The sequence below is a fragment of the Pseudomonas alkylphenolica genome (genome assembly GCF_004025535.1).
Lineage (GTDB): Bacteria > Pseudomonadota > Gammaproteobacteria > Pseudomonadales > Pseudomonadaceae > Aquipseudomonas > Aquipseudomonas alkylphenolica_A.
On sequence record NZ_QJRG01000047.1, the window covers coordinates 491283 to 517489 of the forward strand.

Annotated in this window: 23 protein-coding genes; 9 read left to right on the forward strand and 14 right to left on the reverse strand. The window is 60.9% G+C overall.

Annotation, left to right across the window (positions count from 1 at the left end; all coding sequences use genetic code 11):
• Positions 1–75 precede the first annotated feature (75 nt).
• The 9 genes from aceA to DM813_RS17580 form a co-directional block, all read right to left on the reverse strand.
• The gene (aceA, locus tag DM813_RS17540; protein ID WP_128324647.1) at positions 76–1401 is read right to left on the reverse strand and encodes an isocitrate lyase; all 1326 of its coding nucleotides are present in this window, start codon (positions 1399–1401) and stop codon (positions 76–78) included.
• A 487-nt stretch (positions 1402–1888) separates the two neighbouring features.
• The gene (locus DM813_RS17545; RefSeq protein ID WP_241653188.1) at positions 1889–2623 is read right to left on the reverse strand and encodes a secretin N-terminal domain-containing protein; all 735 of its coding nucleotides are present in this window, start codon (positions 2621–2623) and stop codon (positions 1889–1891) included.
• A gap of 92 nt (positions 2624–2715) precedes the next feature.
• On the reverse strand, positions 2716–3150 hold the full coding sequence (locus DM813_RS17550) for a GNAT family N-acetyltransferase (RefSeq protein WP_128324648.1): 435 nt from the start codon (positions 3148–3150) through the stop codon (positions 2716–2718).
• A complete protein-coding gene (locus DM813_RS17555; protein WP_128324649.1) occupies positions 3143–4309 on the reverse strand; it encodes a cupin domain-containing protein in 1167 nt (388 codons plus the stop codon). Before DM813_RS17555 ends, DM813_RS17550 begins: the two co-directional genes overlap by 8 nt.
• Positions 4310–4391: 82 nt before the next feature.
• Complete coding sequence (gene purB, locus DM813_RS17560; RefSeq protein WP_128324650.1) at positions 4392–5762, reverse strand: adenylosuccinate lyase; 1371 nt, start codon at positions 5760–5762, stop codon at positions 4392–4394.
• A 179-nt stretch (positions 5763–5941) separates the two neighbouring features.
• A complete protein-coding gene (hflD, locus tag DM813_RS17565; protein WP_128324651.1) occupies positions 5942–6562 on the reverse strand; it encodes a high frequency lysogenization protein HflD in 621 nt (206 codons plus the stop codon).
• The gene (mnmA, locus tag DM813_RS17570; RefSeq protein WP_128324652.1) at positions 6562–7683 is read right to left on the reverse strand and encodes a tRNA 2-thiouridine(34) synthase MnmA; all 1122 of its coding nucleotides are present in this window, start codon (positions 7681–7683) and stop codon (positions 6562–6564) included. Before mnmA ends, hflD begins: the two co-directional genes overlap by 1 nt.
• A gap of 70 nt (positions 7684–7753) precedes the next feature.
• Positions 7754–8194, reverse strand: coding sequence for an NUDIX hydrolase (locus tag DM813_RS17575; protein WP_128324653.1), 441 nt, complete (start codon positions 8192–8194; stop codon positions 7754–7756).
• Between the two features lie 76 nt (positions 8195–8270).
• On the reverse strand, positions 8271–10496 hold the full coding sequence (locus tag DM813_RS17580; protein ID WP_128324654.1) for an NADP-dependent isocitrate dehydrogenase: 2226 nt from the start codon (positions 10494–10496) through the stop codon (positions 8271–8273).
• A gap of 406 nt (positions 10497–10902) precedes the next feature.
• On the opposite strand from DM813_RS17580, the gene icd reads away from it, so the two are divergent.
• Positions 10903–12159, forward strand: a complete 1257-nt coding sequence (gene icd / locus DM813_RS17585; RefSeq protein WP_128324655.1) for an NADP-dependent isocitrate dehydrogenase — start codon at positions 10903–10905, stop codon at positions 12157–12159.
• A 79-nt stretch (positions 12160–12238) separates the two neighbouring features.
• Here icd and cspD read toward each other — a convergent pair whose 3' ends face one another.
• Positions 12239–12496, reverse strand: coding sequence for a cold shock domain-containing protein CspD (gene cspD / locus DM813_RS17590; RefSeq protein WP_128324656.1), 258 nt, complete (start codon positions 12494–12496; stop codon positions 12239–12241).
• A 224-nt stretch (positions 12497–12720) separates the two neighbouring features.
• On the opposite strand from cspD, the gene clpS reads away from it, so the two are divergent.
• Entirely contained in the window at positions 12721–13083 is a 363-nt protein-coding gene (gene clpS, locus DM813_RS17595) for an ATP-dependent Clp protease adapter ClpS (RefSeq protein WP_009400967.1), read from the forward strand.
• Between the two features lie 30 nt (positions 13084–13113).
• Positions 13114–15384: an ATP-dependent Clp protease ATP-binding subunit ClpA gene (gene clpA / locus DM813_RS17600; RefSeq protein WP_128324657.1), complete on the forward strand. Its 2271-nt coding sequence runs from the start codon at positions 13114–13116 to the stop codon at positions 15382–15384.
• A gap of 95 nt (positions 15385–15479) precedes the next feature.
• Here clpA and infA read toward each other — a convergent pair whose 3' ends face one another.
• The 3 genes from infA to aat form a co-directional block, all read right to left on the reverse strand.
• Positions 15480–15698 (reverse strand): translation initiation factor IF-1, encoded by a 219-nt coding sequence (gene infA, locus DM813_RS17605; protein WP_002553999.1) that lies wholly within the window; start codon positions 15696–15698, stop codon positions 15480–15482.
• Between the two features lie 104 nt (positions 15699–15802).
• Positions 15803–16510, reverse strand: coding sequence for an arginyltransferase (locus DM813_RS17610; protein WP_128324659.1), 708 nt, complete (start codon positions 16508–16510; stop codon positions 15803–15805).
• Positions 16511–16567: 57 nt separating this feature from the next.
• Positions 16568–17248, reverse strand: coding sequence for a leucyl/phenylalanyl-tRNA--protein transferase (gene aat / locus DM813_RS17615; RefSeq protein ID WP_128324661.1), 681 nt, complete (start codon positions 17246–17248; stop codon positions 16568–16570).
• A 268-nt stretch (positions 17249–17516) separates the two neighbouring features.
• Between aat and ftsK the strand changes: the two genes are divergently transcribed.
• The 6 genes from ftsK (at position 17517) to cysG (ending at position 25041) form a co-directional block, all read left to right on the forward strand.
• The gene (gene ftsK, locus DM813_RS17620; RefSeq protein ID WP_431311996.1) at positions 17517–19952 is read left to right on the forward strand and encodes a DNA translocase FtsK; all 2436 of its coding nucleotides are present in this window, start codon (positions 17517–17519) and stop codon (positions 19950–19952) included.
• Between the two features lie 63 nt (positions 19953–20015).
• Positions 20016–20639 carry an outer membrane lipoprotein chaperone LolA gene (gene lolA, locus DM813_RS17625; RefSeq protein WP_128324663.1) on the forward strand — a complete coding sequence of 208 codons (624 nt, stop codon included), beginning with the start codon at positions 20016–20018 and terminating at the stop codon, positions 20637–20639.
• An 18-nt stretch (positions 20640–20657) separates the two neighbouring features.
• Positions 20658–21983 (forward strand): replication-associated recombination protein A, encoded by a 1326-nt coding sequence (locus DM813_RS17630; protein WP_128324664.1) that lies wholly within the window; start codon positions 20658–20660, stop codon positions 21981–21983.
• Positions 21980–22354 (forward strand): fluoride efflux transporter CrcB, encoded by a 375-nt coding sequence (crcB, locus tag DM813_RS17635; RefSeq protein WP_038612780.1) that lies wholly within the window; start codon positions 21980–21982, stop codon positions 22352–22354. The genes DM813_RS17630 and crcB overlap by 4 nt, the downstream gene beginning before the upstream one ends.
• Positions 22355–22371: 17 nt before the next feature.
• Entirely contained in the window at positions 22372–23652 is a 1281-nt protein-coding gene (serS, locus tag DM813_RS17640) for a serine--tRNA ligase (RefSeq protein ID WP_128324665.1), read from the forward strand.
• Positions 23653–25041 (forward strand): siroheme synthase CysG, encoded by a 1389-nt coding sequence (gene cysG / locus DM813_RS17645; protein WP_128324666.1) that lies wholly within the window; start codon positions 23653–23655, stop codon positions 25039–25041. It abuts the gene before it with no gap.
• A 98-nt stretch (positions 25042–25139) separates the two neighbouring features.
• Here the strand turns inward: cysG and DM813_RS17650 are convergent, their stop codons facing one another.
• Positions 25140–26108 (reverse strand): glutathione S-transferase family protein, encoded by a 969-nt coding sequence (locus DM813_RS17650; RefSeq protein WP_128324667.1) that lies wholly within the window; start codon positions 26106–26108, stop codon positions 25140–25142.
• Positions 26109–26207 lie beyond the last annotated feature (99 nt).

The following is a 26207-nucleotide window of genomic DNA, read 5'->3' on the forward strand; positions in this document are numbered from 1 at the left end:
CAAAAACAAAACCCGGAGCCCCATCACAGGCCCCGGGTTTTGTCTGTTACCCGAATTTCAGCAACCGATCGATGATCAGTGGAACTGCTCTTCTTCAGTCGAACCGGTCAGTGCGGTTACCGAAGACTTGCCACCCTGAATAACGGTGGTCATGTCGTCGAAGTAGCCGGTGCCGACTTCCTGCTGGTGAGCAACGAAGGTGTAGCCTTTCGAAGCGTCAGCGAACTCTTGCTCTTGCAGTTTCACGTAGGCGGTCATGTCGTTGCGGGCGTAGTCGTGCGCCAGGTTGAACATGCCGTGCCACATGTTGTGGATACCGGCCAGGGTGATGAACTGGTGCTTGTAACCCATGGCCGACAGTTCGCGCTGGAACTTGGCAATGGTGGCGTCGTCCAGGTTCTTCTTCCAGTTGAAGGAAGGCGAGCAGTTGTACGACAGGATCTGGTCCGGGTATTCCTTTTTGATCGCTTCGGCGAAGCGACGGGCCTCTTCCAGGTCCGGCTTGGCGGTTTCGCACCAGATCAGGTCGGCGTAAGGGGCGTAGGCCAGGCCACGGGCAATGGCTTGGTCCAGGCCGGCACGCACTTTGTAGAAACCTTCCTGGGTACGCTCACCGATCACGAACGGCTGGTCGTACGGGTCGCAGTCGCTGGTCAGCAGGTCAGCGGCGTTGGCGTCGGTACGGGCCAGGATGATGGTCGGTACGCCGGCAACGTCGGCTGCCAGACGGGCAGCGGTCAGCTTCTGTACGGCTTCCTGGGTCGGTACCAGTACTTTGCCGCCCATGTGGCCGCATTTCTTCACCGAAGCCAGCTGGTCTTCGAAGTGAACGCCGGCGGCGCCTGCTTCGATCATGTTCTTCATCAGCTCGTAGGCGTTCAGTACGCCGCCGAAACCGGCTTCGGCATCAGCCACGATTGGTGCGAAGTAGTCGACGTAGCCTTCGTCACCTGGGTTCTTGCCCGCTTTCCACTGGATCTGGTCGGCGCGACGGAACGAGTTGTTGATGCGCTTGACCACGGTTGGAACCGAATCCACCGGGTACAGCGACTGGTCTGGGTACATGGACTCGGCCGAGTTGTTGTCGGCAGCCACTTGCCAGCCGGACAGGTAGATGGCCTGGATACCGGCTTTAACCTGTTGAACAGCCTGGCCGCCGGTCAGGGCGCCCATGCAGTTGACGAAATCTTTTTCCGGGCGGAAGGATGGGTGTGCACCCTGGGTGACCAGCTTCCACAGCTTCTCGGCACCCATGCGGGCCAGGGTGTGCTCAGGCTGGACCGAGCCACGCAGACGTACGACATCAGCGGCGGTGTAGGTACGGGTCACGCCTTTCCAGCGCGGGTTTTCGGCCCAGTCTTTTTCGAGGGCTGCAATTTGCTGTTCGCGTGTCAGTGCCATGGAAATAAACCTCGTCGCATCGGTCTTGGAAAAATTCTCGCTCACACAGCGCAGATCAGAAGCCTGGCGTCAGTCATGTTCAGCGATTTTGCGACGGTCGAACGATGGAGCTCGACGGGGGGAAGTGAGCAGGGGCGGGCGAGATTTTCGCTGCAGGGTGGCTCGTGGTTGCCGAACTGCAGTGAACAGTGCTGCCGGGTGCCTCTTGATGCGCTTCCGTCCCTCGGGACAACTTCGTTCCAGTCGCAATCTCGTCAAACTGCCTTGTGGGCTGTACAGACACGAGTCGGCTCAGGTGGGTAGGTTAGAGCGCGGCTCGAAGGCCCTTGCCAGGGCCTCTGATTAGCGGGAGCGGGGCCATCATGCCTTTACCCAATGTGGTCGTCAAATGTTTTGTAGTGCTTTTTTATCACCACTACATCTTTTGTCTAATACGACCCGTCAGTCAGTTCCGAGGCCGTTGGTCGAGGCCTTGATTTACCTGGGTTCAGTCCAGTGCGTCGACTTTTACACGTAGTGTCACGTTTTCACCGCGCTGGGTACTGTAATTGAGGGTTGACGCGTTGCGATCAGACTGACTCTGCTGGTTGACACCGGCGAGGGTGATCCATTCGCCCAGCTTGCCACTGACGGTTGTGTCGGTACTTTGAACCTTCACTACATCGGGACGTTCCTGGCTCATCCGGTCATTATTGGTGCTGATGCTCAGGTTGACGGTGTCGCCATTGACCCGCGCGGTGACATAAAAGCCCTGGGTGACATTGCGGTATTCGGTGTCGCTTTGCAGCCGGCCATAACCGTCGGTGCTTGTGCTGGTGATCGGAATGCTCTGGCCGGTCTGGATCAGTGCCGGGCTGCCTTCGGTGGCCTGGATCTGCTGCATGCCGCCTTCGCGGTTGGCGGTACCGTAGTGAATGATGCGGGCGTTGCCGCGGTTGTCCTGGAAATTGCTGTCGTTGTTGTCGACGCTGATCAGCAGGCGGCGCTGGGCGGTGTCGAGCTGTTGCAGCAGTGTGCGCAGGTCATCGATCCGTTCAGGGGCTGCGTTGACGATCAGTTTGTTTTCGAAGGCGCTGACGGTGCCGTCCTTGCCGAGAAAGGACTGTGCGGTGGGGAGCAGTTCGGCGCTGGTGCGGTGGTTCAGCGGCAGGACTTCGGTGGCAGCCAGGGTGCTGAGGCTGAACGACAGAAGCAGGGAGGCAAGCAGGGGGCGTAGCGGCATGTCCGTAATCTCCGCGGGTAGAGCGGACATGATGGCAAATTTGTCGGGGTTTTGCTCAAGAGCAGGAGCCGGCATGCCGGCTCCTGCATTCTTCAGGCCAGCTCGCGGGACTCGCGAACCATGTCCACGTGCGGAATTCCTGCTTCGAGGAACTCCTCGCTGACCACCTTGAAGCCAAGGCGCTCGTAGAACGGCGTGGCATGCACCTGGGCGCTGAGCATCTGCTGCTTGAGGTCGCGGTTTTGCGCTTCGACGATAACCGCCTGCATCAGTGCGTCACCGACTTTCAGGCCGCGCCAGTCCTTGAGTACCGATACACGACCGATCTGGCCGTCAGGCAGCAGGCGGGCGGTGCCGATCGGGTAATCACCCTCAAGGGCCAGAAAGTGTACGGCGCTGTCATCGTCGGCATCCCACTCCAGTTCTGGTGGTACGCTTTGCTCGGCGATGAAAACAGCTTCGCGAATGCGGCGGATGTCGGCGTTGTCTTTGTGCCAGTCGGCGAGGCGGACCCGGATCTTATTCATTGGCAAATCCCAAACTTCCCTGTTTGACCAGTTCGCAGATCAATGTAATGCCTTGATCGTTTTCAAGCCACTGTTCCAGGTTTTCGATATGCAACGCGTCGGCAGCGCAGATCAGTTTCAGCAGCTCGCGCAGGTCGCCCGGCAGCAGACGGCTCTGGCCGCTGGCGAACAGCAGCAGGTTGTCGTCGACTTCAGACCAGGCCAGGCGCGCGCTCGGGTTGCGGATCAGGATCGCGCCCTGGGCCAGGCTTTCGATCAGCTCGACTTCATCCAGCGGCTCGCCGCTGACCAGTTCCGGGTAGCGTGGCTCGGTCATGAACTGGCCGAACCAGGTCAGCAGCAGGCGCTCGTCGCCCATGTGCTCGGTGAGCAGGCTTTTCAGGCGGTCCAGCGCGTCGTGCTGGATCTGGTGCGGGTCGCTGACCGGCTGGGCATCGGCATCGCTGTAGCGCTCTTCGTCAGGCAGGAACTGGCTGAGGAAGTCAGTGAAGTGGGTCAGTACTTCTGCGGCGCTCGGGGCGCGGAAGCCTACCGAATAGGTCAGGCAGTCGTCTTCGGCGACGCCGAAGTGAGCCAGGCGTGGCGGCAGGTAGAGCATGTCGCCAGGCTCAAGGGTCCACTCGTCGCTTTGCTCGAATTCGGCGAGGATGCGCAGGTCGGCGTGCTCAAGCAGCGGGCTGTCGCTGTTGCACATCTGGCCGATCTTCCAGTTGCGTTTGCCCTGGCCTTGCAGCAGGAACACATCGTAGTTGTCGAAGTGCGGGCCAACACTGCCACCCGGGGCGGCAAAGCTGATCATCACGTCATCGACACGCCAGCTCGGCAGGAAGCGGAAATGTTCCAGCAGCTCGCCGACTTCCGGCACAAACTGGTCGACCGCCTGCACCAGCAGGGTCCAGTCACGCTCGGGCAGGGTGCTGAACGCGTCTTCCTCGAACGGGCCGCGACGCAGCTCCCACGGGCGCTCGCCGTGCTCGATGACCAGGCGCGATTCGACTTCTTCTTCCAGGGCCAGGCCGGCCAGTTCGTCGGCATCGATCGGGCTTTCGAAGTCCGGGAAGGCCTGGCGTACCAGCAGGGGTTTCTTCTGCCAGTAGTCGCGCATGAATTCACGGGCGGTGAGGCCGCCCAGCAGCTGCAGTGGAGTATCAGGATTCATGTGTAACCTATTGAAAAAAAGTAATTTTCTTTCGGTAATAAAAACGCCCGGCTAAGCCGGGCGTTTACGCGCAGGGCGTCGATCAGATGCGTTTGGCTTGAGCCGCAGCGTTACCGATGTAATTGGCTGGGGTCAGCTTCTTCAGTTCTTCACGCGCTTCGGCCGGCATATCCAGGCCGTCGATGAAAGTCTGCAGCGCTTCAGGGCTGATGCCCTTGCCACGGGTCAGCTCTTTGAGCTTCTCGTAGGGGTTTTCGATGTCGTAGCGACGCATGACCGTCTGGATCGGCTCGGCCAGTACTTCCCAGCACGCGTCCAGGTCTTCAGCGATGCGCTGGGTGTTGATTTCCAGCTTGCTGATGCCCTTGAGGCTGGCTTCGTAGGCGATCACGCTGTGAGCAAAACCAACGCCCAGGTTACGCAGGACGGTGGAGTCGGTCAGGTCACGCTGCCAGCGCGAGATCGGCAGCTTGCTGGCCAGGTGCTGGAACAGTGCGTTGGCGATACCCAGGTTGCCTTCGGAGTTTTCGAAGTCGATCGGGTTGACCTTGTGCGGCATGGTCGACGAACCGATTTCGCCAGCGATGGTGCGCTGTTTGAAGTAACCCAGGGAAATGTAGCCCCAGATATCGCGGTCGAAGTCGATCAGGATGGTGTTGAAGCGGGCGATCGCGTCGAACAGCTCGGCGATGTAGTCGTGCGGTTCGATCTGTGTGGTGTACGGGTTGAACACCAGGCCCAGCTCGTCTTCGATGAAGGCGCGGGCATTGGCTTCCCAGTCGATCTGCGGGTAGGCCGACAGGTGGGCGTTGTAGTTGCCTACGGCGCCGTTGATCTTGCCCAGCAGCGGTACGGCGGCAACCTGTGCGATCTGGCGCTCGAGGCGATAGACAACGTTGGCCAACTCTTTACCCAGGGTGGTCGGCGAAGCCGGTTGGCCGTGGGTGCGCGACAGCATCGGCACGTCGGCGAAGCGGTGGGCCAGCTCACGGATCGCCTGGGCGATCTGGCGCATCAGTGGCAGCAGTACGTCGTCACGGCCGGCGCGCAGCATCAGGGCGTGGGACAGGTTGTTGATGTCTTCACTGGTGCAGGCGAAGTGGATGAATTCACTTACCTTGGCCAGTTCCGGCAGCTTGGCAGCCTGCTCTTTGAGCAGGTACTCGATGGCCTTGACGTCATGGTTGGTGGTGCGCTCGATTTCTTTCACGCGCTCGGCGTGCTCGAGGGCGAACTCATCGGCCAGGCCATTGAGCAGGGCGTTGGCTTCGGCAGAAAACGCTGGAACTTCAGCGACTTGCGGATGAGCGGCGAGGCGTTGCAACCAACGCACCTCGACCAGGGCGCGGAAACGGATCAGGCCGTATTCGCTGAAAATAGGGCGCAGGGCCTGGGTTTTGCCGGCATAACGGCCGTCAACAGGGGAAACCGCAGTGAGCGAGGAAAGCTGCATGGGGTGTTCTCGGACAGTCAGGCTTTGAAGAGGGCGCATATCATACATGAAAAACGCGCCCGAGTCGGGTGGCTGACAAAAGGTAATGCCAGCAGATCAATCAAACAGTGGATCGGCATACACCGGGTCTAGTGGGAGCTGGTGTAGCCGGCGATGGGCTGCGCTGCAGCCCCTGAAAATCAGCCGCGCAACATCGGATACAGTTCTTTGAGCAGCTTGCGCCGGCTGACCACCAGTTGCCAGCGGTGGCCGCCCAGCTGTCGCCACAGGCGCGCGGCGCGAATGCCGGCAAGCAGCAAGGCGCGAATCTTCGAAGCGTTGCTCGGCTGCTGCAGGTGGCGCATGTCGCCATGCACCTGGATGCGCTGACGCAAGGTGCTCAAGGTGTCTTGATACAGCGCGCCACTGGAGGCGATGACATTTTCATGGACCAGGCCAAAGTGATCGGCCTGGGACTGGATCTGCGGAAGGCGGTTGCCGATCACATCGAGCATGTCGCCGCGTTTGGCCAGCTGGCGCTCAAGACCGAGCATCGACAGCGCATAGCGCAGCGGCTCGCGCTGCAGGCTGCCTGGGTCGCGCTCCAGGGCGCTGGCCAGTGCGCGGTAACCATCGCGCAGGTTGAGGTCGTCGCCACCGAACACCTCCAGGGTGTTCTGCGGGTCGCGCACCAGCAGGCTGCCCAGCATACAGCCGAGGTTGGCCTCGCTGGCCTGGCCGGTGCGGGCGATGCGATCGACCAGCACCGCCGCCTGGAACACGCCACCGAGGGCGATCAGTTGCTCCTGGATCGAGCTCATCAGCGTGCGCTCCACGGCTCGGCCGTTTCGATCACGCCACCGCCCAGGCAGATTTCGCCGTCATAGAACACCACCGACTGGCCGGGGGTCACTGCCCGTTGCGGCTCATCGAACACGGCGCGGTAGCCGTGTTCGGTACGCTCCAGGGTGCAGGTCTGGTCGCTTTGGCGATAGCGCACTTTGGCGGTCAGCTGGCGCGGGCTGGACAGGTCGATCGGGTTGACCCAGAAAATCTCCGATGCCAGCAGGGCGCGGGAGAACAGCCATGGGTGCTCGTTGCCCTGGCCGACGACCAGCACGTTGCGGCCGAGGTCTTTTTCCAGCACGTACCACGGCTCGTCACTGGCGTCCTTGAGGCCGCCGATGCCCAGGCCCTGGCGCTGGCCGATGGTGTGGTACATCAGGCCGTGATGGCGACCGATGACTTCGCCGTCGGTGGTCTGGATTTCACCAGGTTGCGCTGGCAGGTACTGCTTGAGGAAGTCGCTGAAGCGGCGTTCGCCAATAAAGCAGATGCCGGTAGAGTCTTTTTTCTTTGCCGTGGCCAGGCCGTGCTTCTCGGCGATGGCGCGAACTTCGGGCTTTTCCAGTTCGCCTACGGGGAACAGGGTGCGGGCAATTTCCTTGCCGCCGACGGCGTGCAGGAAGTAGCTCTGGTCCTTGTTCGGGTCCAGGCCCTTGAGCAGTTCGGTGCGGCCGTCGGTGTCGCGTCGGCGCACGTAGTGGCCGGTGGCGATCAGGTCGGCGCCGAGCATCATGGCGTAGTCGAGGAACGCCTTGAACTTGATTTCGCGGTTGCAGAGGATGTCCGGGTTCGGCGTGCGTCCGGCCTTGTACTCTTCCAGGAAGTGTTCGAAGACGTGGTCCCAGTACTCGGCGGCAAAGTTGGCGGTGTGCAGCTTGATGCCGATGCGGTCGCACACGGCCTGGGCGTCGGCCAGGTCTTCGCGGGCGGTGCAGTATTCGGTGCCGTCGTCTTCTTCCCAGTTCTTCATGAACAGGCCTTCCACCTGGTAGCCCTGCTCCATGAGCAGGAGGGCGGAGACGGAAGAGTCCACGCCGCCGGACATGCCGACAATAACGCGTGTCTTTTCGGGTTCGTAAAGTGCTGGACTGGTCATAGGTACCGGCTGTGTATCTGGAAAAAGACAACGATTCTATCAGGCTGCGGCCTTCTCGGCATCGTCACTGTCAGTCGCGGATCAGTGCCAGGCTGTGCAGCGGCCCGGCCAGGTAGTCGTCGATGCAGCGCGGCACCAGCTCGCTGCGCCAGCGTTCGGGGTCGGTCAGCAGCTCGTCACGGGTCAGCCACACGGCGCGCACGATGTCGCTGTCCAGCGCGCGCCCGGCGTGGTGCTTGAGCGGGCGGGCGGCGAAGCAGATGCGCTGGTAAGTCACGCCATTGCTTGGGGCGGTATACAGGTAGATGCCGACGATGCCGGTCAGCTCGACGTCCCAGCCGGTTTCTTCGAGGGTTTCGCGTCGGGCGGCGTCCAGCAGGCTCTCGTTGGCCTCCAGGTGGCCGGCGGGCTGGTTGAACACGTGTTTGCCGGCCTTGAATTCCTCGACCATGAGAAAGCGGCCCTGGTCTTCGATGATGGTGGCGACGGTAATGTGCGGTTGCCAGGTCATGCAGTGATTCCTTGAGTCCGGAAAAGCGAAAGCCCCGGTGCGTGGCCGGGGCTTTCGATGTTACGTCAAGCGAACCTTACAGGGCGGCAATCGCGCTGTTGAGGGTCTGGCTTGGGCGCATCACCTTGCTGGTCAGCTCGGCATCCGGGTAGTAGTAACCACCGATTTCTGCCGGCTTGCCCTGAACGGCGTTGAGCTCGGCGACGATGGTCGCTTCGTTCTCGGCCAAGGCTTTTGCCAGTGGGGCGAAGCGCGCTTGCAGGGCAGCGTCGTCGCTCTGGGCAGCCAGGGCCTGGGCCCAGTACAGGGTCAGGTAGAAGTGGCTACCGCGGTTGTCGATGCCGCCAACCTTACGGGCAGGGGACTTGTTGGTGTCCAGGAACTGGCCGGTGGCCTGATCCAGGGTCGCCGCCAGTACCTTGGCCTTGGGGTTTGCGTAAGCGTTGCCCAGGTGCTCCAGCGAGGCGGCCAGGGCGAGGAACTCGCCCAGCGAATCCCAGCGCAGGAAGTTTTCTTCGACCAGTTGCTGTACGTGCTTCGGTGCCGAGCCGCCGGCGCCGGTTTCGAACAGGCCGCCGTTGTTCATCAGCGGTACGATCGACAGCATCTTGGCGCTGGTGCCCAGCTCCATGATCGGGAACAGGTCGGTCAGGTAGTCGCGCAGTACGTTACCGGTGACCGAGATGGTGTCCTGGCCAGCGCGGATGCGCTGCAGGGAAACCTTCATGGCCTCGACAGGCGACAGGACACGGATGTCCAGGCCGGCGGTGTCGTGGTCTTTCAGGTACTTCTGGACCTTCTCGATCAGCACGCCGTCGTGGGCGCGTTGCGGGTCGAGCCAGAACAGCGCCGGGGTGTTGCTGGCGCGGGCGCGGTTGACGGCCAGTTTGACCCAGTCCTGGATCGGCGCGTCTTTGGTCTGGCACATGCGGAAGATGTCGCCGGCTTCGACTTCCTGCGACAGCACCAGGTTGCCTTTGCCGTCAACGATGCGAATCACGCCGTCGGCCTTGGCCTGGAAGGTCTTGTCGTGCGAGCCGTACTCTTCGGCTTTCTGCGCCATCAGGCCAACGTTCGGTACGCTGCCCATGGTGGTCGGATCGAAGGCGCCGTGTTGCTTGCAGTCTTCGATGACAGCCTGGTAGATGGTTGCGTAGCAACGATCCGGGATCACGGCCTTGGTGTCTTGCAGCTGGCCTTCGGTGTTCCACATCTTGCCCGAGTCACGGATCATCGCCGGCATCGAGGCGTCAACGATCACGTCGCTTGGTACGTGCAGGTTGGTGATGCCTTTGTCGGAGTTGACCATGGCCAGCGCTGGGCGCACGTCGTAGACGGCTTTGACGTCGGCTTCGATCTGCGCTTGCTGCTCGGCCGGCAGGGCTTTGATGCGGGCGTACAGGTCGCCGATGCCGTTGTTCAGGTTGAAACCGATTTCTGCCAGTACGTCAGCGTGCTTGTTCAGCGCGTCCTGGTAGTACTCGGCAACGATCTGGCCAAACATGATCGGGTCGGAGACTTTCATCATGGTGGCTTTGAGGTGTACCGAGAACAGTACGCCCTTGGCCTTGGCATCTTCGATTTCGGCGGCGACGAAGGCGCGCAGGGCCTTGGTGCTCATGACGGCGCAGTCGATGATCTCGCCGGCCTTGACCGCGGTCTTTTCTTTCAGAACGGTGGTGTTGCCGTTCTTGTCCAGCAGCTCGATGCGCAGGCTGTCATCGGCTTCGATCAGCGCGGCTTTTTCGCTGCCGTAGAAGTCGCCCTGGCTCATGTGAGCAACGTGGGACTTGGAGTCTGCAGCCCAGGCGCCCATTTTGTGCGGGTGCTTGCGCGCGTAGTTCTTGACCGACAGCGGGGCGCGGCGGTCGGAGTTGCCTTCACGCAGTACCGGGTTTACAGCGCTGCCCTTGATGCGGTCGTAGCGAGCCTTGGCTTCTTTCTCGGCATCGGTGCTGGCAGCTTCAGGGTAGTCAGGAACATTGAAGCCCTTGGCTTGCAGTTCCTTGATCGCGGCCTTGAGCTGCGGTACCGAGGCGCTGATGTTCGGCAGCTTGATGATGTTGGCTTCTGGCGTGGTAGCCAGTTGGCCCAGTTCTGCCAGGTGGTCGGCCACTTGCTTGTCGGCGCCGAGCTGTTCAGGGAAGGCAGAAAGGATGCGGCCGGCCAGAGAGATGTCCCGGGTTTCTACGGCGATGTCGGCGCAAGCGGTAAAGGCTTCGACGATAGGGAGCAGTGAATAGGTGGCGAGGGCAGGGGCTTCGTCGGTGAAGGTGTAGATGATCTTGGATCGGGTGGGCATATTCGGGTTAACTCTCTGTTTTGCTGAGCGTGCGCAGAATCTCGAAGTGCGCAGGGTAGGCGCTTCGCTCAGACACATCTATGAGCAGAAGGTCGAGGGTTCTGTGCGGTGATGGTGGATTGCATCAGTCGAGTGTCAAACGGCTGAACTGCGGTAACAGCCCAGTCAGGTCGGGGTCGCGTTTCAGACGGTTTGCCCCAGTGACCCTTTGGTCACCGGCGGAGTATACCAAATCCTTGGTCGGAATCATCAATCTCAACGTGCATCTGCGGGTTTTTTAGACCAAAGATGTAGGCGCAATGGCCCCAAAATGGTGCATTGGCCACCATGGTTCCCGTTGCCGTGCAACTGGGGTACGCTCTGGGGATCCAGATGACGTACCACACCAAAAAAAACGGAGTGCAGCATGGGATACCAGAAAATCAAGGTTCCGGCAGTCGGCGACAAAATCACCGTCAATGCGGACCATTCTCTCAATGTTCCTGATAATCCGATCATCCCGTTCATCGAAGGCGACGGCATTGGCGTAGACGTCAGTCCCGTCATGATCAAAGTGGTCGATGCTGCTGTAGAAAAAGCCTATGGGGGCAAGCGCAAGATTTCCTGGATGGAAGTCTATGCCGGTGAAAAAGCCACCCAGGTGTATGACCAGGATACCTGGCTGCCCCAGGAGACCCTGGATGCGGTCAAGGATTACGTCGTCTCCATCAAAGGCCCGCTGACCACGCCGGTCGGTGGCGGGATCCGCTCACTCAACGTCGCCCTGCGCCAGCAACTGGACCTGTACGTGTGCCTGCGTCCGGTGGTGTGGTTCGATGGCGTACCGAGCCCGGTGAAAAAACCGGGTGATGTCGACATGGTGATCTTCCGCGAAAACTCCGAAGACATTTATGCCGGTATCGAATGGAAAGCCGGCTCGCCTGAAGCCAACAAGGTCATCAAGTTCCTTAAGGAAGAAATGGGTGTCACCAAGATCCGTTTCGACCAGGATTGCGGCATCGGCATCAAGCCGGTTTCCAAGGAAGGCACCCAGCGCCTGGTGCGCAAGGCCCTGCAATATGTCGTGGACAACGACCGCAAGTCGCTGACCATTGTGCACAAAGGCAACATCATGAAGTTCACCGAAGGTGCCTTCAAGGACTGGGGTTACGAGGTCGCGAAGAACGAATTCGGCGCCGAGCTGCTCGACGGCGGCCCGTGGATGAAGTTCAAGAACCCGAAAACCGGTCGCGAGGTCATCGTCAAGGATGCCATTGCCGATGCCATGCTCCAGCAAATCCTGCTGCGCCCGGCCGAATACGATGTGATCGCTACCCTTAACCTCAACGGTGACTACCTCTCTGATGCCCTGGCGGCAGAAGTGGGCGGCATCGGTATTGCGCCAGGTGCCAACCTGTCCGACACCGTGGCGATGTTCGAGGCTACCCACGGCACCGCGCCTAAGTACGCGGGTAAAGACCAGGTCAACCCGGGCTCGGTGATTCTTTCGGCCGAAATGATGCTGCGTCACCTGGGCTGGACCGAGGCGGCGGACCTGATCATCAAGGGCACCAACGGCGCCATCAAGGCCAAGACCGTGACCTATGACTTCGAGCGCCTGATGGACGGCGCCACCCTGGTCAGCAGCTCCGGTTTCGGTGAGGCCCTGATCAAGCACATGTAAGCCAGGCAAACAAAAGCCGGTCCGTTCGCAAGAACGGGCCGGCTTTTTTATGTACTGTGTTGCTGTTGAGTTGCAGTGTTTAGGCGGTAGTAGTGGCGGTAGTGGATGGTGCGGCTACCGGATCGGTGGCTGCTTTGGCGCCGGTGATCTTCACCGCATGCAGTCCCTTTGGCCCCTGGATGATCTCAAAGCTGACGGCCTGTCCGGCCTTCAGGGTTTTATAACCGTCCATCTCGATAGCCGAGTAATGGGCGAAGAGGTCTTCGCTTTTCCCCTCTTCATTGATGAATCCATAGCCCTTGGCATTGTTGAACCACTTGACTTTACCGCTTGCCATCCTCATATCCCTCTGCAAAGGACTCCATCACTGGAGTATCATCCACTCCATCCGCATATGAACCTGCGAAAATTTGGTTGACTGCGCGGATCTTTATCGACCACGGTGGGTTCTTATTGGTTGTAACACCGTTTTGCCGATAGTCAAGGTGAGGTGACGGCAGTCCCGCGTCGCCTGTGCAGTCAATCCATAATCCAACCTGTCGAAATGATGAAATTCTTTCCATGCATGCACATAGCCAGATTCGACTAACATTCAATCAGGATCGCCCGCAATCGCATGAGGACGATGGTTCTGGCCTGGCGGTACAGGAGGCCAAACCGGCCCTGCAGGCACCACCGATGTACAAGGTGGTTTTGTTCAACGATGACTACACACCGATGGATTTCGTCGTCGAAGTGCTCGAGGTGTTTTTTAACCTGAATCGCGAGCTGGCGACCAAGGTCATGCTGGCCGTTCATACAGAAGGACGGGCAGTGTGCGGATTGTTTACCCGCGACATCGCCGAAACAAAGGCCATGCAGGTCAATCAATACGCGAGAGAAAGCCAGCATCCGCTACTCTGTGAAATCGAGAAGGACGGTTAATCGCCGACCACTTGGGTATGAGGTGAAGCTATGTTAAACCGCGAGCTCGAAGTCACCCTCAATCTGGCCTTCAAGGAGGCGCGCTCGAAACGTCATGAGTTCATGACCGTCGAGCACCTGCTGCTGGCACTATTGGATAATGAGGCCGCCGCGACCGTTTTGCGCGCCTGCGGCGCGAACCTCGACAAACTCAAACACGACCTGCAGGAGTTCATTGACTCCACCACGCCGTTGATCCCCGTGCACGACGAGGATCGCGAAACCCAGCCGACCCTGGGCTTTCAGCGGGTGTTGCAGCGCGCAGTATTCCATGTCCAGAGCTCGGGCAAACGTGAAGTCACCGGCGCCAATGTACTGGTAGCGATTTTCAGCGAACAGGAAAGCCAGGCTGTGTTTCTGCTCAAGCAGCAGAGCGTGGCACGTATCGATGTGGTCAATTACATCGCCCATGGCATTTCCAAGGTGCCGGGTCATGGTGAGCACTCCGACGGTGAGCAGGACATGCAGGACGAAGAGGGTGGTGAAACCTCATCCTCGGGCAATCCGCTGGATGCCTATGCCAGCAACCTCAATGAGCAGGCCCGTCAGGGGCGCATTGATCCGCTGGTCGGGCGTGAGCTTGAGGTGGAGCGCGTAGCGCAGATCCTCGCGCGTCGGCGCAAGAACAACCCGTTGCTGGTCGGTGAGGCCGGTGTCGGTAAAACTGCCATTGCCGAAGGCTTGGCCAAGCGCATCGTCGATGGTCAGGTGCCGGACCTGCTGGCACAAAGCGTGGTCTACTCCCTGGACCTGGGCGCCTTGCTGGCCGGTACCAAGTACCGTGGTGACTTCGAGAAGCGCTTCAAGGCGTTGCTCGGCGAGCTGAAAAAACGTCCGCAGGCGATTCTGTTCATTGACGAGATTCACACCATTATCGGTGCCGGTGCTGCATCCGGCGGGGTGATGGATGCGTCCAACCTGCTCAAGCCGCTGCTGTCTTCGGGTGATATCCGTTGCATCGGCTCAACCACGTTCCAGGAATTTCGCGGGATCTTCGAGAAAGACCGTGCCCTGGCGCGACGTTTCCAGAAGGTTGATGTCAGCGAGCCGTCGGTGGAAGACACCGTGGGCATCCTGCGTGGGCTCAAGGGGCGTTTCGAGTCGCATCACAACATCGAATACAGTGATGAAGCGCTGCGTGCAGCCGCTGAGCTTGCTGCGCGCTACATCAACGATCGCCACATGCCCGACAAGGCCATCGATGTGATCGACGAGGCGGGTGCCTACCAGCGCCTGCAACCGGTCGAAATGCGCGTCAAGCGTATCGACGTGCCGCAAGTCGAAGACATTGTCGCCAAAATCGCGAGGATTCCGCCGAAGCACGTCACCAGCTCCGACAAAGAGCTGCTGCGTAACCTTGAGCGTGACCTGAAGCTGACGGTGTTTGGTCAGGATGCGGCGATCGATTCGCTGGCGACCGCCATCAAGCTGTCGCGTGCAGGGCTGAAGTCGCCCGACAAGCCGGTCGGTTCGTTCCTGTTCGCAGGGCCTACCGGTGTCGGTAAAACCGAAGCGGCACGGCAACTGGCCAAGGCGCTGGGCGTCGAACTGGTGCGTTTCGACATGTCCGAGTACATGGAGCGTCATACCGTTTCGCGTCTGATCGGTGCGCCTCCGGGCTACGTCGGTTTCGACCAGGGCGGCCTGCTCACCGAAGCGATCACCAAGCAGCCGCACTGCGTACTGCTGCTCGATGAAATCGAGAAGGCGCATCCGGAAGTCTTCAACCTGCTGCTGCAGGTGATGGACCACGGCACCCTGACCGACAACAACGGGCGCAAGGCGGACTTCCGCAACGTCATCGTCATCATGACCACCAACGCCGGTGCTGAAACCGCTGCGCGAGCCTCGATCGGCTTCACCCAGCAGGATCACTCTTCCGACGCCATGGAAGTGATCAAGAAGAGCTTCACGCCAGAGTTCCGCAATCGTCTGGACACCATTATCCAGTTTGGCCGCCTCAGTCACGAGACGATCAAGAGCGTGGTGGACAAGTTCCTCATCGAACTGCAGGCGCAACTGGAAGACAAGCGCGTGTTGCTTGAGGTGAGCGATGCGGCGCGTAGCTGGCTGGCAGCTGGCGGTTATGACGCAATGATGGGCGCGCGACCTATGGCGCGGTTGATCCAGGACAAGATCAAGCGGCCTCTGGCTGAAGAGATCCTGTTTGGTGAGTTGGCCGAGCACGGCGGTGTGGTGCACATCGACATCCGCGATGGCGAGCTGGTATTCGAGTTCGAGACCACCGCTGAAATGGCCTGACGTCCTGAGGGGGCGGATAACTCCGCCCCTGACAGGTGTCTGGATGAAGCAACAAAAACGCCCGGCATATAGCCGGGCGTTTTTGTTGGTGTCGCTTAGCGGGCGCGGTAGGTGATGCGCCCCTTGCTCAGGTCATAAGGCGTCAGTTCGACGCGGACCTTGTCACCGGTCAGAATACGAATGTAGTTCTTGCGCATTTTTCCAGAGATATGCGCGGTAACGACGTGCCCATTTTCCAACTCCACACGGAACATGGTGTTGGGCAGGGTGTCGACGACAGTGCCTTCCATTTCGAAGCTGTCTTCTTTCGACATGCAGTAAAGCCCTCGGTGTCCAGTTAATGGCCCGGTGCACGACTGCGCCAGGCAAAAAAAGTGGCGTGCATTGTGCCCGAAAAATGGGCTTTAAGCCAATGATTTCAATTGAGTGTTACCCAGCGCTGATTGATCAGGAGCTCGATCGGGCGGTACTGGGTCTTGTAGTTCATTTTTTTGCAGTTTTTGATCCAGTAGCCGAGGTACACCGCGTCCAGGCCCTGGCGCAAGGCTTCGGTGATCTGCCAAAGGATGGCAAAGCGCCCGAGGCTGCGCCGCTCTTCGTCGGGGTCGTAGAAGGTATAAACCGCCGAAAGGCCATTGGGCAGCAGATCGGTGACCGCCACGGCGACCAGGCGCTCGCCCAGGCGGAACTCGTAGAAGCGTGAAAACGGCAGGTCGCGAACCAGAAAGGTGGCGAACTGGTCGCGACTCGGGGGGTACATGTCGCCATCGGCATGGCGCTGCTCGATGTAGCGCCGGTACAGGTCGAAGTATTCTTCCTTGAAGCTCGGGCGCGCAGCGCTGACCGTCAGGTCGGCATTGCGTTTGAGAATACGTTTTTGCTGGCGGTTGGGTAGAAAGCGCGCAGCCGGTATCCGCGCCGGCACGCAGGCATTGCAGTTCTGGCAGTGCGGGCGATACAGGTGGTCACCGCTACGCCGAAAACCCATCTCCGACAGGTCTGCATAGACATTCACATCCATCGGCTGGCTCGGATCGAGAAACAGCGTGGTGGCCTGTTCGTCTGGCAGGTAGCTGCAGGAATGGGGTTGAGTGGCATAAAACTTCAACCGCGCCAACTCTGTCATGATCAACCCCTCGGGAGGTGCTTTAGATTTAAGTGTAAGCCAGCTGGAAAAACTCGCCTAGCAAACCCAGGTGGCGCTATTGGGTTGATCCAGGTAACGCTGCAGATAATCAGCAAAGGTGGCCCGGGCAATCGCCCGGGCCCCGAGGCTGTGCAGGTGATCGGTCGGCATTTGGCAGTCGATCAGCACGAACCCGGCCTGCTGCAGGTGCTCAACCAGCGCCACAAAGCCGACCTTGGAGGCATTGTCGGCGCGGCTGAACATCGATTCGCCGAAAAACAACCGGCCCATGGCTAGCCCGTAGAGGCCGCCGACCAGTTCGTCGTTCTGGCGCACCTCGACTGAATGGGCAAAGCCCTGCTGGTGCAGCTTGAGGTAGGCGGCCTGCATGCTGTCGGTGATCCAGGTGCCGTCGGCGTAGTCACGGGGTGCGGCGCAGGCCTGGATCACGGCGGCAAAGTCCTGGTCGAAGCTGACCTGGTAATGGCCCTGGCGGATGAACTTGCGCAGCGAACGCGACACATGCAGCTCATCGGGAAACAGCACGGTGCGCGGGTCGGGCGACCACCAGAGGATCGGCTGGCCGTCCTGATACCAGGGGAAGCAGCCGTGGCGGTAGGCCTGCACCAGGCGCTCGGCGCTCAGGTCGCCGCCTGCGGCAAGCAGGCCGTTGGGATCGCGCATGGCTTTGTCCAGCGCAGGGAACGTCAGGGAGTCGCGGCTCAACCAGGTCAGCATTGTCATTCTGTGATGGAGAAGGGCAGGGCACCCAGCATCGCTCCATTCCAGGGCCTTAGCAACTTGCTTGGGGCTTTGTTGTCACACTTGCGTAAAAACCCCGCATAAGCCTTTGTCACAAAAGAGAATGCGTGCTCAAATTGCGATATAGGAAATTGGCCCCCGTTTACGCGTGTTTCTGGCGTGCCGCCATGGCGGTAGGCGGGCAGTAATGTTAAAAGTAATGGTTTGTTGACTGTTCAAATAGGTCAATCACTGTTGGACGCGCATTGAGCGCAGGAATAGACGCGTTTTGAAGAAATCCACCGCTACACCGAATCCCTTGCCTGTGCCGCAGTGGCGCCAGCAGCTGCATTATCGCCTCAAGGAAGGCGCGCTGATCGCCATGGGGGCGCTGTGCCTGTACTTGTGGATGGCCCTGCTGACCTATGACCAGGCCGACCCGGGCTTCAGCCACACCAGCAACGTCGAACAGGTGCAGAATGCGGCCGGGCGTGCCGGTGCCTATTTCGCCGATGTGCTGTTCATGGTGCTGGGCTACTTCGCCTACATCTTCCCGCTGTTGCTGGCGATCAAGACCTGGCAGATCTTCCGCGAGCGTCACCAGCCGTGGCAGTGGAGCGGCTGGTTGTTCTCCTGGCGCCTGATCGGCCTGGTGTTCCTGGTGCTATCCGGTGCCGCGCTGGCCCATATCCATTTCCATTCCGCCTCCAGCCTGCCGGCGTCGGCGGGCGGTGCGCTGGGCGAAAGCCTGGGCGACCTGGCCAAGAACGCGCTGAACGTGCAGGGCAGTACCCTGATGTTCATTGCCCTGTTCCTGTTTGGCCTGACGGTGTTTACCGACCTGTCGTGGTTCAAGGTCATGGATGTGACGGGCAAGATCACCCTCGACCTGTTCGAGCTGTTCCAGGGCGCGGCCAATCGCTGGTGGGCGGCGCGCAACGAGCGCAAGCGCCTGGTGGCGCAACTTCGCGAGGTCGATGACCAGGTCCAGGAGGTCGTCGCACCGGTGGTGTCCGATCGCCGCGAGCAGGCCAAGGCCAAGGAACGCATCATCGAGCGTGACCAGGCCCTGACCAAGCATGTGGCCGAGCGCGCGCAGCAGCCTGCGCCGGTGATCATGCCGGCCCCGGCCAAAGCACCTGAGCCGAGCAAGCGCGTACAGAAGGAAAAGCAGGCACCGCTGTTTGTCGACAGTGCCATCGAAGGCACCCTGCCGCCGATCTCGATCCTCGACCCTGCCGAGAAAAAGCAGGTCAATTACTCGCCCGAGTCGTTGGCCGGTGTCGGTCACCTGCTGGAAATCAAGCTCAAGGAGTTTGGTGTTGAAGTCTCGGTAGACTCCATCCACCCGGGCCCGGTGATCACCCGTTACGAAATCCAGCCGGCCGCAGGCGTCAAGGTCAGCCGCATCGCCAACCTGGCCAAGGACCTTGCCCGTTCGCTGGCAGTGACCAGCGTGCGCGTGGTTGAAGTGATTCCCGGCAAGACTACCGTCGGTATCGAGATTCCCAACGAAGACCGGCAGATCGTGCGCTTCTCCGAAGTGCTGTCGTCGCCGCAATACGACGAAGCCAAGTCGCCAGTCACCATGGCCCTGGGGCACGACATCGGCGGCAAGCCGGTGATCACCGACCTGGCGAAGATGCCGCACCTGCTGGTAGCCGGTACCACCGGTTCCGGTAAGTCGGTGGGCGTTAACGCCATGATCCTCTCGATCCTGTTCAAGTCGGGCCCGGAAGACGCCAAGCTGATCATGATCGACCCGAAAATGCTTGAACTGTCGATCTACGAAGGCATTCCGCACCTGCTTTGCCCGGTGGTCACCGACATGAAGGACGCCGCCAACGCCCTGCGCTGGAGCGTGGCCGAGATGGAGCGGCGCTACAAGCTGATGGCGGCCATGGGTGTGCGTAACCTGGCGGGCTTCAACCGCAAGGTCAAAGACGCCGAGGAAGCGGGCGAGCCGATCTACGACCCGATGTTCAAGCGCGAAAGCATGGACGACGTGCCGCCGCTGCTGAAAACCCTGCCGACCATCGTGGTGGTGGTCGACGAATTCGCCGACATGATGATGATCGTCGGCAAGAAGGTCGAAGAGCTGATCGCCCGTATTGCCCAGAAGGCCCGTGCCGCCGGTATCCACCTGATTCTCGCCACCCAGCGGCCTTCGGTGGACGTCATCACCGGCCTGATCAAGGCCAACATCCCGACCCGGATGGCCTTCCAGGTATCGAGCAAGATCGACTCGCGGACCATCATCGACCAGGGTGGCGCCGAACAGTTGCTCGGCCACGGTGACATGCTCTACATGCCGCCAGGTACCAGCCTGCCGATTCGTGTTCACGGTGCCTTCGTTTCCGATGACGAGGTTCACCGTGTGGTCGAGGCGTGGAAGCAGCGTGGCGCGCCGGACTACAACGACGACATCCTCAACGGCGTCGAAGAAGCCGGTAGCGGCTTTGAAGGCGGTGGCGGCGGTGGTGACGGCGATGATGCCGAAACCGACGCGCTGTACGATGAAGCCGTACAATTCGTTCTGGAAAGCCGCCGTGCTTCCATCTCTGCCGTGCAGCGCAAGCTGAAAATCGGCTACAACCGCGCCGCGCGGATGATCGAGGCGATGGAGATGGCCGGTGTGGTCACCGCCATGAACACCAACGGCTCGCGCGAAGTGATTGCCCCCGGGCCGTCCCGCGACTGATGAACCACCCAGCCTGTGGCCCCTGACGGCCACAGGCCCATTCATACTGCAACGAGGATTGCCATGCGCCTGATTCGCATGATGTTGGTTTCCGCTTTGGCCCTGTCCAGCGCGTCGGTATTCGCTGGCGAGCAGGATGTGGCGCGCTTGACCCAGTTGCTGGAAAAGTCCCGGACCATCGAAGCGCGCTTCTCGCAGCTGACCCTGGACGCCAGCGGCACCAGCCTGCAGGAAACCGCAGGGCAGATGTCGGTACAGCGCCCGGGCCTGTTCTACTGGCACACTGATGCGCCGCAAGAGCAGGTGGTGGTGTCGGACGGCAAGACGGTCACCCTGTGGGACCCGGACCTGGAACAGGCGACCATCAAGAAGCTCGACCAGCGCCTGACCGAAACCCCGGCACTGCTGCTGTCCGGTGACGTATCGAAGATCAGCCAGAGCTTCGACATCACCTCCAAGGAGCAGGGCGATGTCATGGACTTCACCCTCAAGCCGAAAACCAAAGACACGCTGTTCGACTCGTTGCGTCTATCGTTCCGTAAAGGTCTGGTCAATGACATGCAACTGATCGATAGCGTCGGTCAGCGTACTAACATTCTGTTCACCGGGGTGAAAGCCAACGAGGCCATTCCGGCGAGCAAATTCAAGTTTGATATCCCCAAAGGCGCGGATGTCATTTCCGAGTAAGAGGTTGTAACGCCGTCCATGGACCTGTTTCGTAGTGACCCCGTAGCCCAGCCCCTGGCCGCGCGTCTGCGCCCGGCCAACCTGGACGAGTACGTTGGCCAGGAGCACCTGCTGGCCCGCGGCAAGCCGCTGCGCGAGGCACTGGAAGCGGGCGCACTGCACTCGATGATCTTCTGGGGCCCGCCCGGGGTTGGCAAGACCACCTTGGCGCGGCTGCTGGCGCAGTTCTGTGATGCCCACTTCGAGACCGTTTCGGCGGTGCTGGCCGGGGTCAAGGAAATCCGCCACGCGGTGGAGATCGCCAAGCAACAGGCCGGTCAATACGGGCGGCGCACCATCCTGTTCGTCGACGAAGTGCACCGCTTCAACAAGTCGCAACAGGACGCCTTCCTGCCATACGTCGAGGACGGCACGCTGATCTTCATCGGTGCCACCACTGAAAACCCCTCGTTCGAGCTGAACAACGCGCTGCTGTCGCGGGCGCGGGTGTATGTGCTGAAAAGCCTCGACGAAGCGGCGCTGCGCAAGCTGGTCAACCGCGCCCTCACCGAAGAGCGCGGCCTGGGCAAGCGCCAGCTGCGCGTCGGCGACGAAGCCTTCCAGATGCTTATGGCCGCCGCTGACGGCGATGGCCGGCGTATGCTCAACTTCCTCGAAAACGCCTCGGATCTGGCTGAAGACGGCGGCGAGATCGCTGTCGAGCTGCTGCAGAGCCTGCTCGGGGACAGCCGTCGCCGCTTCGACAAGGGCGGCGAAGCCTTCTACGACCAGATCTCGGCACTGCACAAGTCGGTGCGCGGTTCCAATCCCGATGGTGCGCTGTACTGGTTTGCGCGCATGCTCGACGGCGGCTGTGACCCGTTGTACATCGCCCGGCGCGTAGTGCGCATGGCCAGCGAAGACATCGGTAACGCCGACCCGCGCGCCCTCAGCCTGTGCCTGGCGGCGTGGGACGTGCAGGAGCGCCTGGGCAGCCCCGAAGGCGAGCTGGCGGTGGCCCAGGCCATTACCTACCTGGCCTGCGCACCGAAAAGCAACGCGGTGTACATGGGCTTCAAGACTGCCCTGCGCGAAGCCGGCGAGCACGGTTCGCTGGAAGTCCCGCTGCACCTGCGCAACGCCCCGACCAAGCTGATGAAGCAACTGGGGTATGGCGACGAATACCGCTACGCTCATGATGAGCCGGATGCCTATGCTGCCGGCGAAGATTACTTCCCCGACAACCTTGAGCCGCGCCACTACTATCAACCGGTGCCGCGCGGCCTGGAGCTGAAGATCGGCGAGAAGCTCAAGCACCTGGCCGAACTCGACCGCAACAGCCCGCGGCAACGGAGAAAACCATGATTGCCGTGATCGCCGCCGTCAGCGCGGGAGGCATTGCCGGCACCTTGTTGCGCTTTGCCACGGCCAATTGGGTCAACGCCCACTGGCCACGCCACTTCTATCTCGGTACGCTGGCGGTCAATCTGATTGGCTGCCTGCTGATCGGCCTGCTCTACGGGTTGTTTCTGCATCGCCCGCTGGTGCCGGTCGAGCTGCGCGCGGGCCTGATCGTCGGGTTTCTCGGCGGTCTGACGACATTTTCATCCTTTTCACTGGATACCGTGCGCCTGCTCGAAAGCGGGCAGGCGCCGCTGGCGTTCGGCTATGCCGGCATCAGCGTATTTGGCGGGCTGCTCGCAACCTGGGCCGGCCTGTCTTTGACCAAATTCTGAACCAACGAGAGAACGACATGCTCGATTCCAAACTGTTACGCGGCCAACTTCAGGAAGTGGCGGACCGCCTGGCCTCCCGTGGCTTCAGCCTGGATGTCGCGCGCATCGAGGCACTGGAAGAACGCCGCAAGGTGGTGCAGACCCGTACCGAACAACTGCAGGCCGAGCGTAATGCCCGTTCCAAGTCCATTGGCCAGGCCAAGGCCCGCGGCGAAGACATCGCGCCGCTGATGGCCGACGTCGAGCGCATGGCCAACGAACTGGCCAGCGGTAAAGTCGAGCTGGACGGCATTCAGGCCGAGCTGGATTCGATCTTGCTGGGCATTCCGAACCTTCCGGACGAAAGCGTACCGGTCGGTGCCGACGAAGACCACAACGTTGAAGTGCGTCGCTGGGGCACCCCGCGCAGCTTCGATTTCGAAATCAAAGACCACGTCGCTCTGGGCGAGATCAGCGGTGGCCTGGACTTCGAAACCGCTGCCAAGCTGTCGGGCGCCCGTTTTGCCCTGCTGCGCGGCCCGATCGCACGCCTGCACCGCGCCCTGGCGCAGTTCATGATCAACCTGCACACCAGCGAGCACGGTTACGAAGAAGCCTACACTCCGTACTTGGTTCAGGCGCCGGCGCTGCAAGGCACCGGCCAGTTGCCCAAGTTCGAGGAAGACCTGTTCAAGATCAGCCGCGAAGGCGAAGCTGACTTCTACCTGATCCCGACTGCCGAAGTGTCGCTGACCAACATCGTTGCCGGCGAGATCCTCGATGCCAAGCAGCTGCCGATCAAGTTCGTCGCCCATACCCCGTGCTTCCGCAGTGAAGCCGGCGCATCGGGTCGTGACACCCGCGGCATGATCCGTCAGCACCAGTTCGACAAGGTCGAGATGGTCCAGATAGTCGAGCCGGGCAAGTCCATGGAAGCCCTGGAAGGCCTGACTGCCAACGCCGAGCGCGTGCTGCAGGCACTGGAGCTGCCGTACCGCGTACTGGCGCTGTGCACCGGCGACATGGGCTTCAGCGCGGTCAAAACCTACGACCTGGAAGTCTGGGTGCCGAGCCAGGACAAATACCGCGAGATTTCCTCGTGCTCCAACTGCGGTGATTTCCAGGCCCGTCGCATGCAGGCGCGCTGGCGCAACCCGGAAACCGGCAAGCCGGAGCTGGTCCACACCCTCAACGGTTCGGGCCTGGCAGTCGGGCGTACGCTGGTAGCGGTGCTGGAAAACTACCAGCAGGCCGACGGCTCGATCCGTGTACCGGAGGTGCTCAAGCCGTACATGGGTGGCCTGGAGGTCATCGCTTAAATGGAGTTTCTGCCGCTGTTTCACAAACTGCGCGGCAGCCGTGTGCTGGTCGTCGGTGGAGGCGAAATTGCCCTGCGCAAATCGCGTCTGCTGGCCGATGCCGGCGCGGTGCTGCGGGTGGTCGCGCCCGAAATTGAAGCGCAACTGGCCGAGTTGGTCCGGCACAGCGGTGGTGAAATGCTCTGCCGTGGTTATCAGCCGGGCGACCTTGACGGTTGCCAGCTGATCATTGCCGCAACCGATGACCAGGCGCTTAACGCTCAGGTCTCGGCGGATGCTCACCAGCGCTGCGTGCCGGTCAATGTGGTGGATGCGCCTGCGCTGTGCTCGGTGATCTTCCCGGCCATTGTCGACCGCTCACCATTGGTGGTGGCGGTGTCCAGCGGCGGCGATGCGCCGGTGCTGGCGCGGCTGATCCGGGCCAAGCTGGAAACCTGGATTCCGGCGGCCTATGGCGAACTGGCCGGGCTCGGTGCGCGCTTTCGCGACAAGGTCAAGGCACTCTATCCGGACGTCAATCAGCGTCGTGGCTTCTGGGAAGATGTGTTCCAGGGCCCGATTGCCGAGCGGCAACTGGCCGGGCAGGGGGCTGAAGCCGAGCGTTTGCTGCAGGCCAAGATCGACGGCGCAACCTATCAGGCACCCGGTGAGGTGTACCTGGTGGGGGCGGGCCCCGGTGATCCGGATCTGCTGACCTTCCGCGCCTTGCGCTTGATGCAGCAGGCCGATGTGGTGCTGTACGACCGTCTGGTGGCTCCGGCCATCATCGAGTTGTGCCGCCGTGATGCCGAGCGCATCTACGTCGGCAAGCGCCGCGCCGACCATGCCGTGCCGCAGGATCAGATCAACCAGCTGCTGGTGGACCTGGCACGCCAGGGCAAGCGGGTGTTGCGCCTCAAGGGCGGTGATCCGTTCATTTTCGGCCGTGGTGGCGAAGAGATCGAAGAACTGGCCGAGCAGGGCATTCCGTTCCAGGTGGTGCCGGGTATCACGGCTGCCAGTGGTTGCTCGGCGTATGCCGGGATTCCGCTGACCCATCGTGACTACGCGCAGTCTGTGCGCTTTGTCACCGGGCACCTCAAGGACGGAACCAGCAACCTGCCATGGAACGACCTGGTCGCCCCGGCGCAGACTCTGGTGTTCTACATGGGCCTGGTCGGCTTGCCGACCATCTGCGCCGAGCTGATTCGTCACGGTCGTGCTGCTGATACGCCAGCGGCGCTGGTTCAGCAGGGCACCACGCCGAACCAGCGGGTGTTCACCGGTACGCTGGCTGACCTGCCTACCTTGGTGGCTGAGCATGAAGTCCATGCACCGACGCTGGTTATCGTCGGCGAAGTGGTCCAGCTGCGTGACAAGCTGGCCTGGTTCGAAGGCTCTCAAGGCTGAAGCCAATCACCGGCTATGTCGGATCCCACAAAGGTCGTGTATCACCTTGATCATTGTGGGAGCCGGCATAGCTGGCGATGAGGCCACCGAGCACACCCTCAAACCCCAGCCTTGCTCCAGATCCCTTTCCCCGCCAGCCTTTCCCGATCATGTCCCCGCGTAAAATCCTGCAACGGCCCTTTAGGCACAATCCCGTTCGGGTTGATGGTCTTGTGGCTCATGTAATAGTGCTTCTGGATATGCTCGACGTTCACCGTCTCGGCCACTCCCGGCCACTGGTACAGCTCGCGTAGCCAGTTCGACAGGTTCGAATAATCGGCCAGGCGCCGCAGGTTGCACTTGAAGTGCCCGTGGTACACCGCGTCAAAACGAATCAGCGTGGTGAACAGTCGCCAGTCAGCCTCGGTCAGGTATTCGCCGGCCAGGTAGCGGTGCTCGCCCAGATGCTTTTCCAGGCAGTCCAGCTCGGCAAACACCTCATCAAACGCCTGCTCGTACGCCTGTTGCGAGGTGGCAAAGCCTGCGCGGTACACGCCGTTGTTGATGGCTGGGTAGATCCGCTCGTTGAGCGCATCAATCTTGCCCTGCAGGGACTCCGGATAGAGGTCCAGGCGGTTGCCGGTCAAGTCATCGAAGGCATGGTTGAAGATGCGGATGATCTCTGCCGACTCGTTGTTGACGATGCGCTGCTCCTGCTTGTCCCACAGCACCGGCACGGTGACCCGGCCGGTGTAATGCGGGTCGTCACGGGTATAGCGCTGATGGAGGAAATCCAGGTGCTCGACCTTGTCGCCGGTAGAACCCAGGTGGGTGTCGAAGGTCCAGCCGTTTTCGCCCATCAGCCAGCTGACCACCGAGACATCAATCAGGCTTTCCAGCCCTTTGAGCTTGCGAAAGATCAGGGTGCGGTGGGCCCAGGGGCAGGCCAGGGACACATACAGGTGGTAGCGCCCGGCTTCGGCCGCGGGCAATTGGTTGCGTCGCTGCGCATTTTCGCGCTGGAACGCACCGTCTTTGCTGCTTTGATACCACTGGTCATGCCAGCGTCCGTCGATCAACAGGCCCATGGTGAGCTCCTTGGCGATTCGTTCGAATATAGAACCTAGTCTACGGCGTCAGGTTCGAACGAATAGCGCAAAGTCTGCGCCTGTATGATCGACTTTATT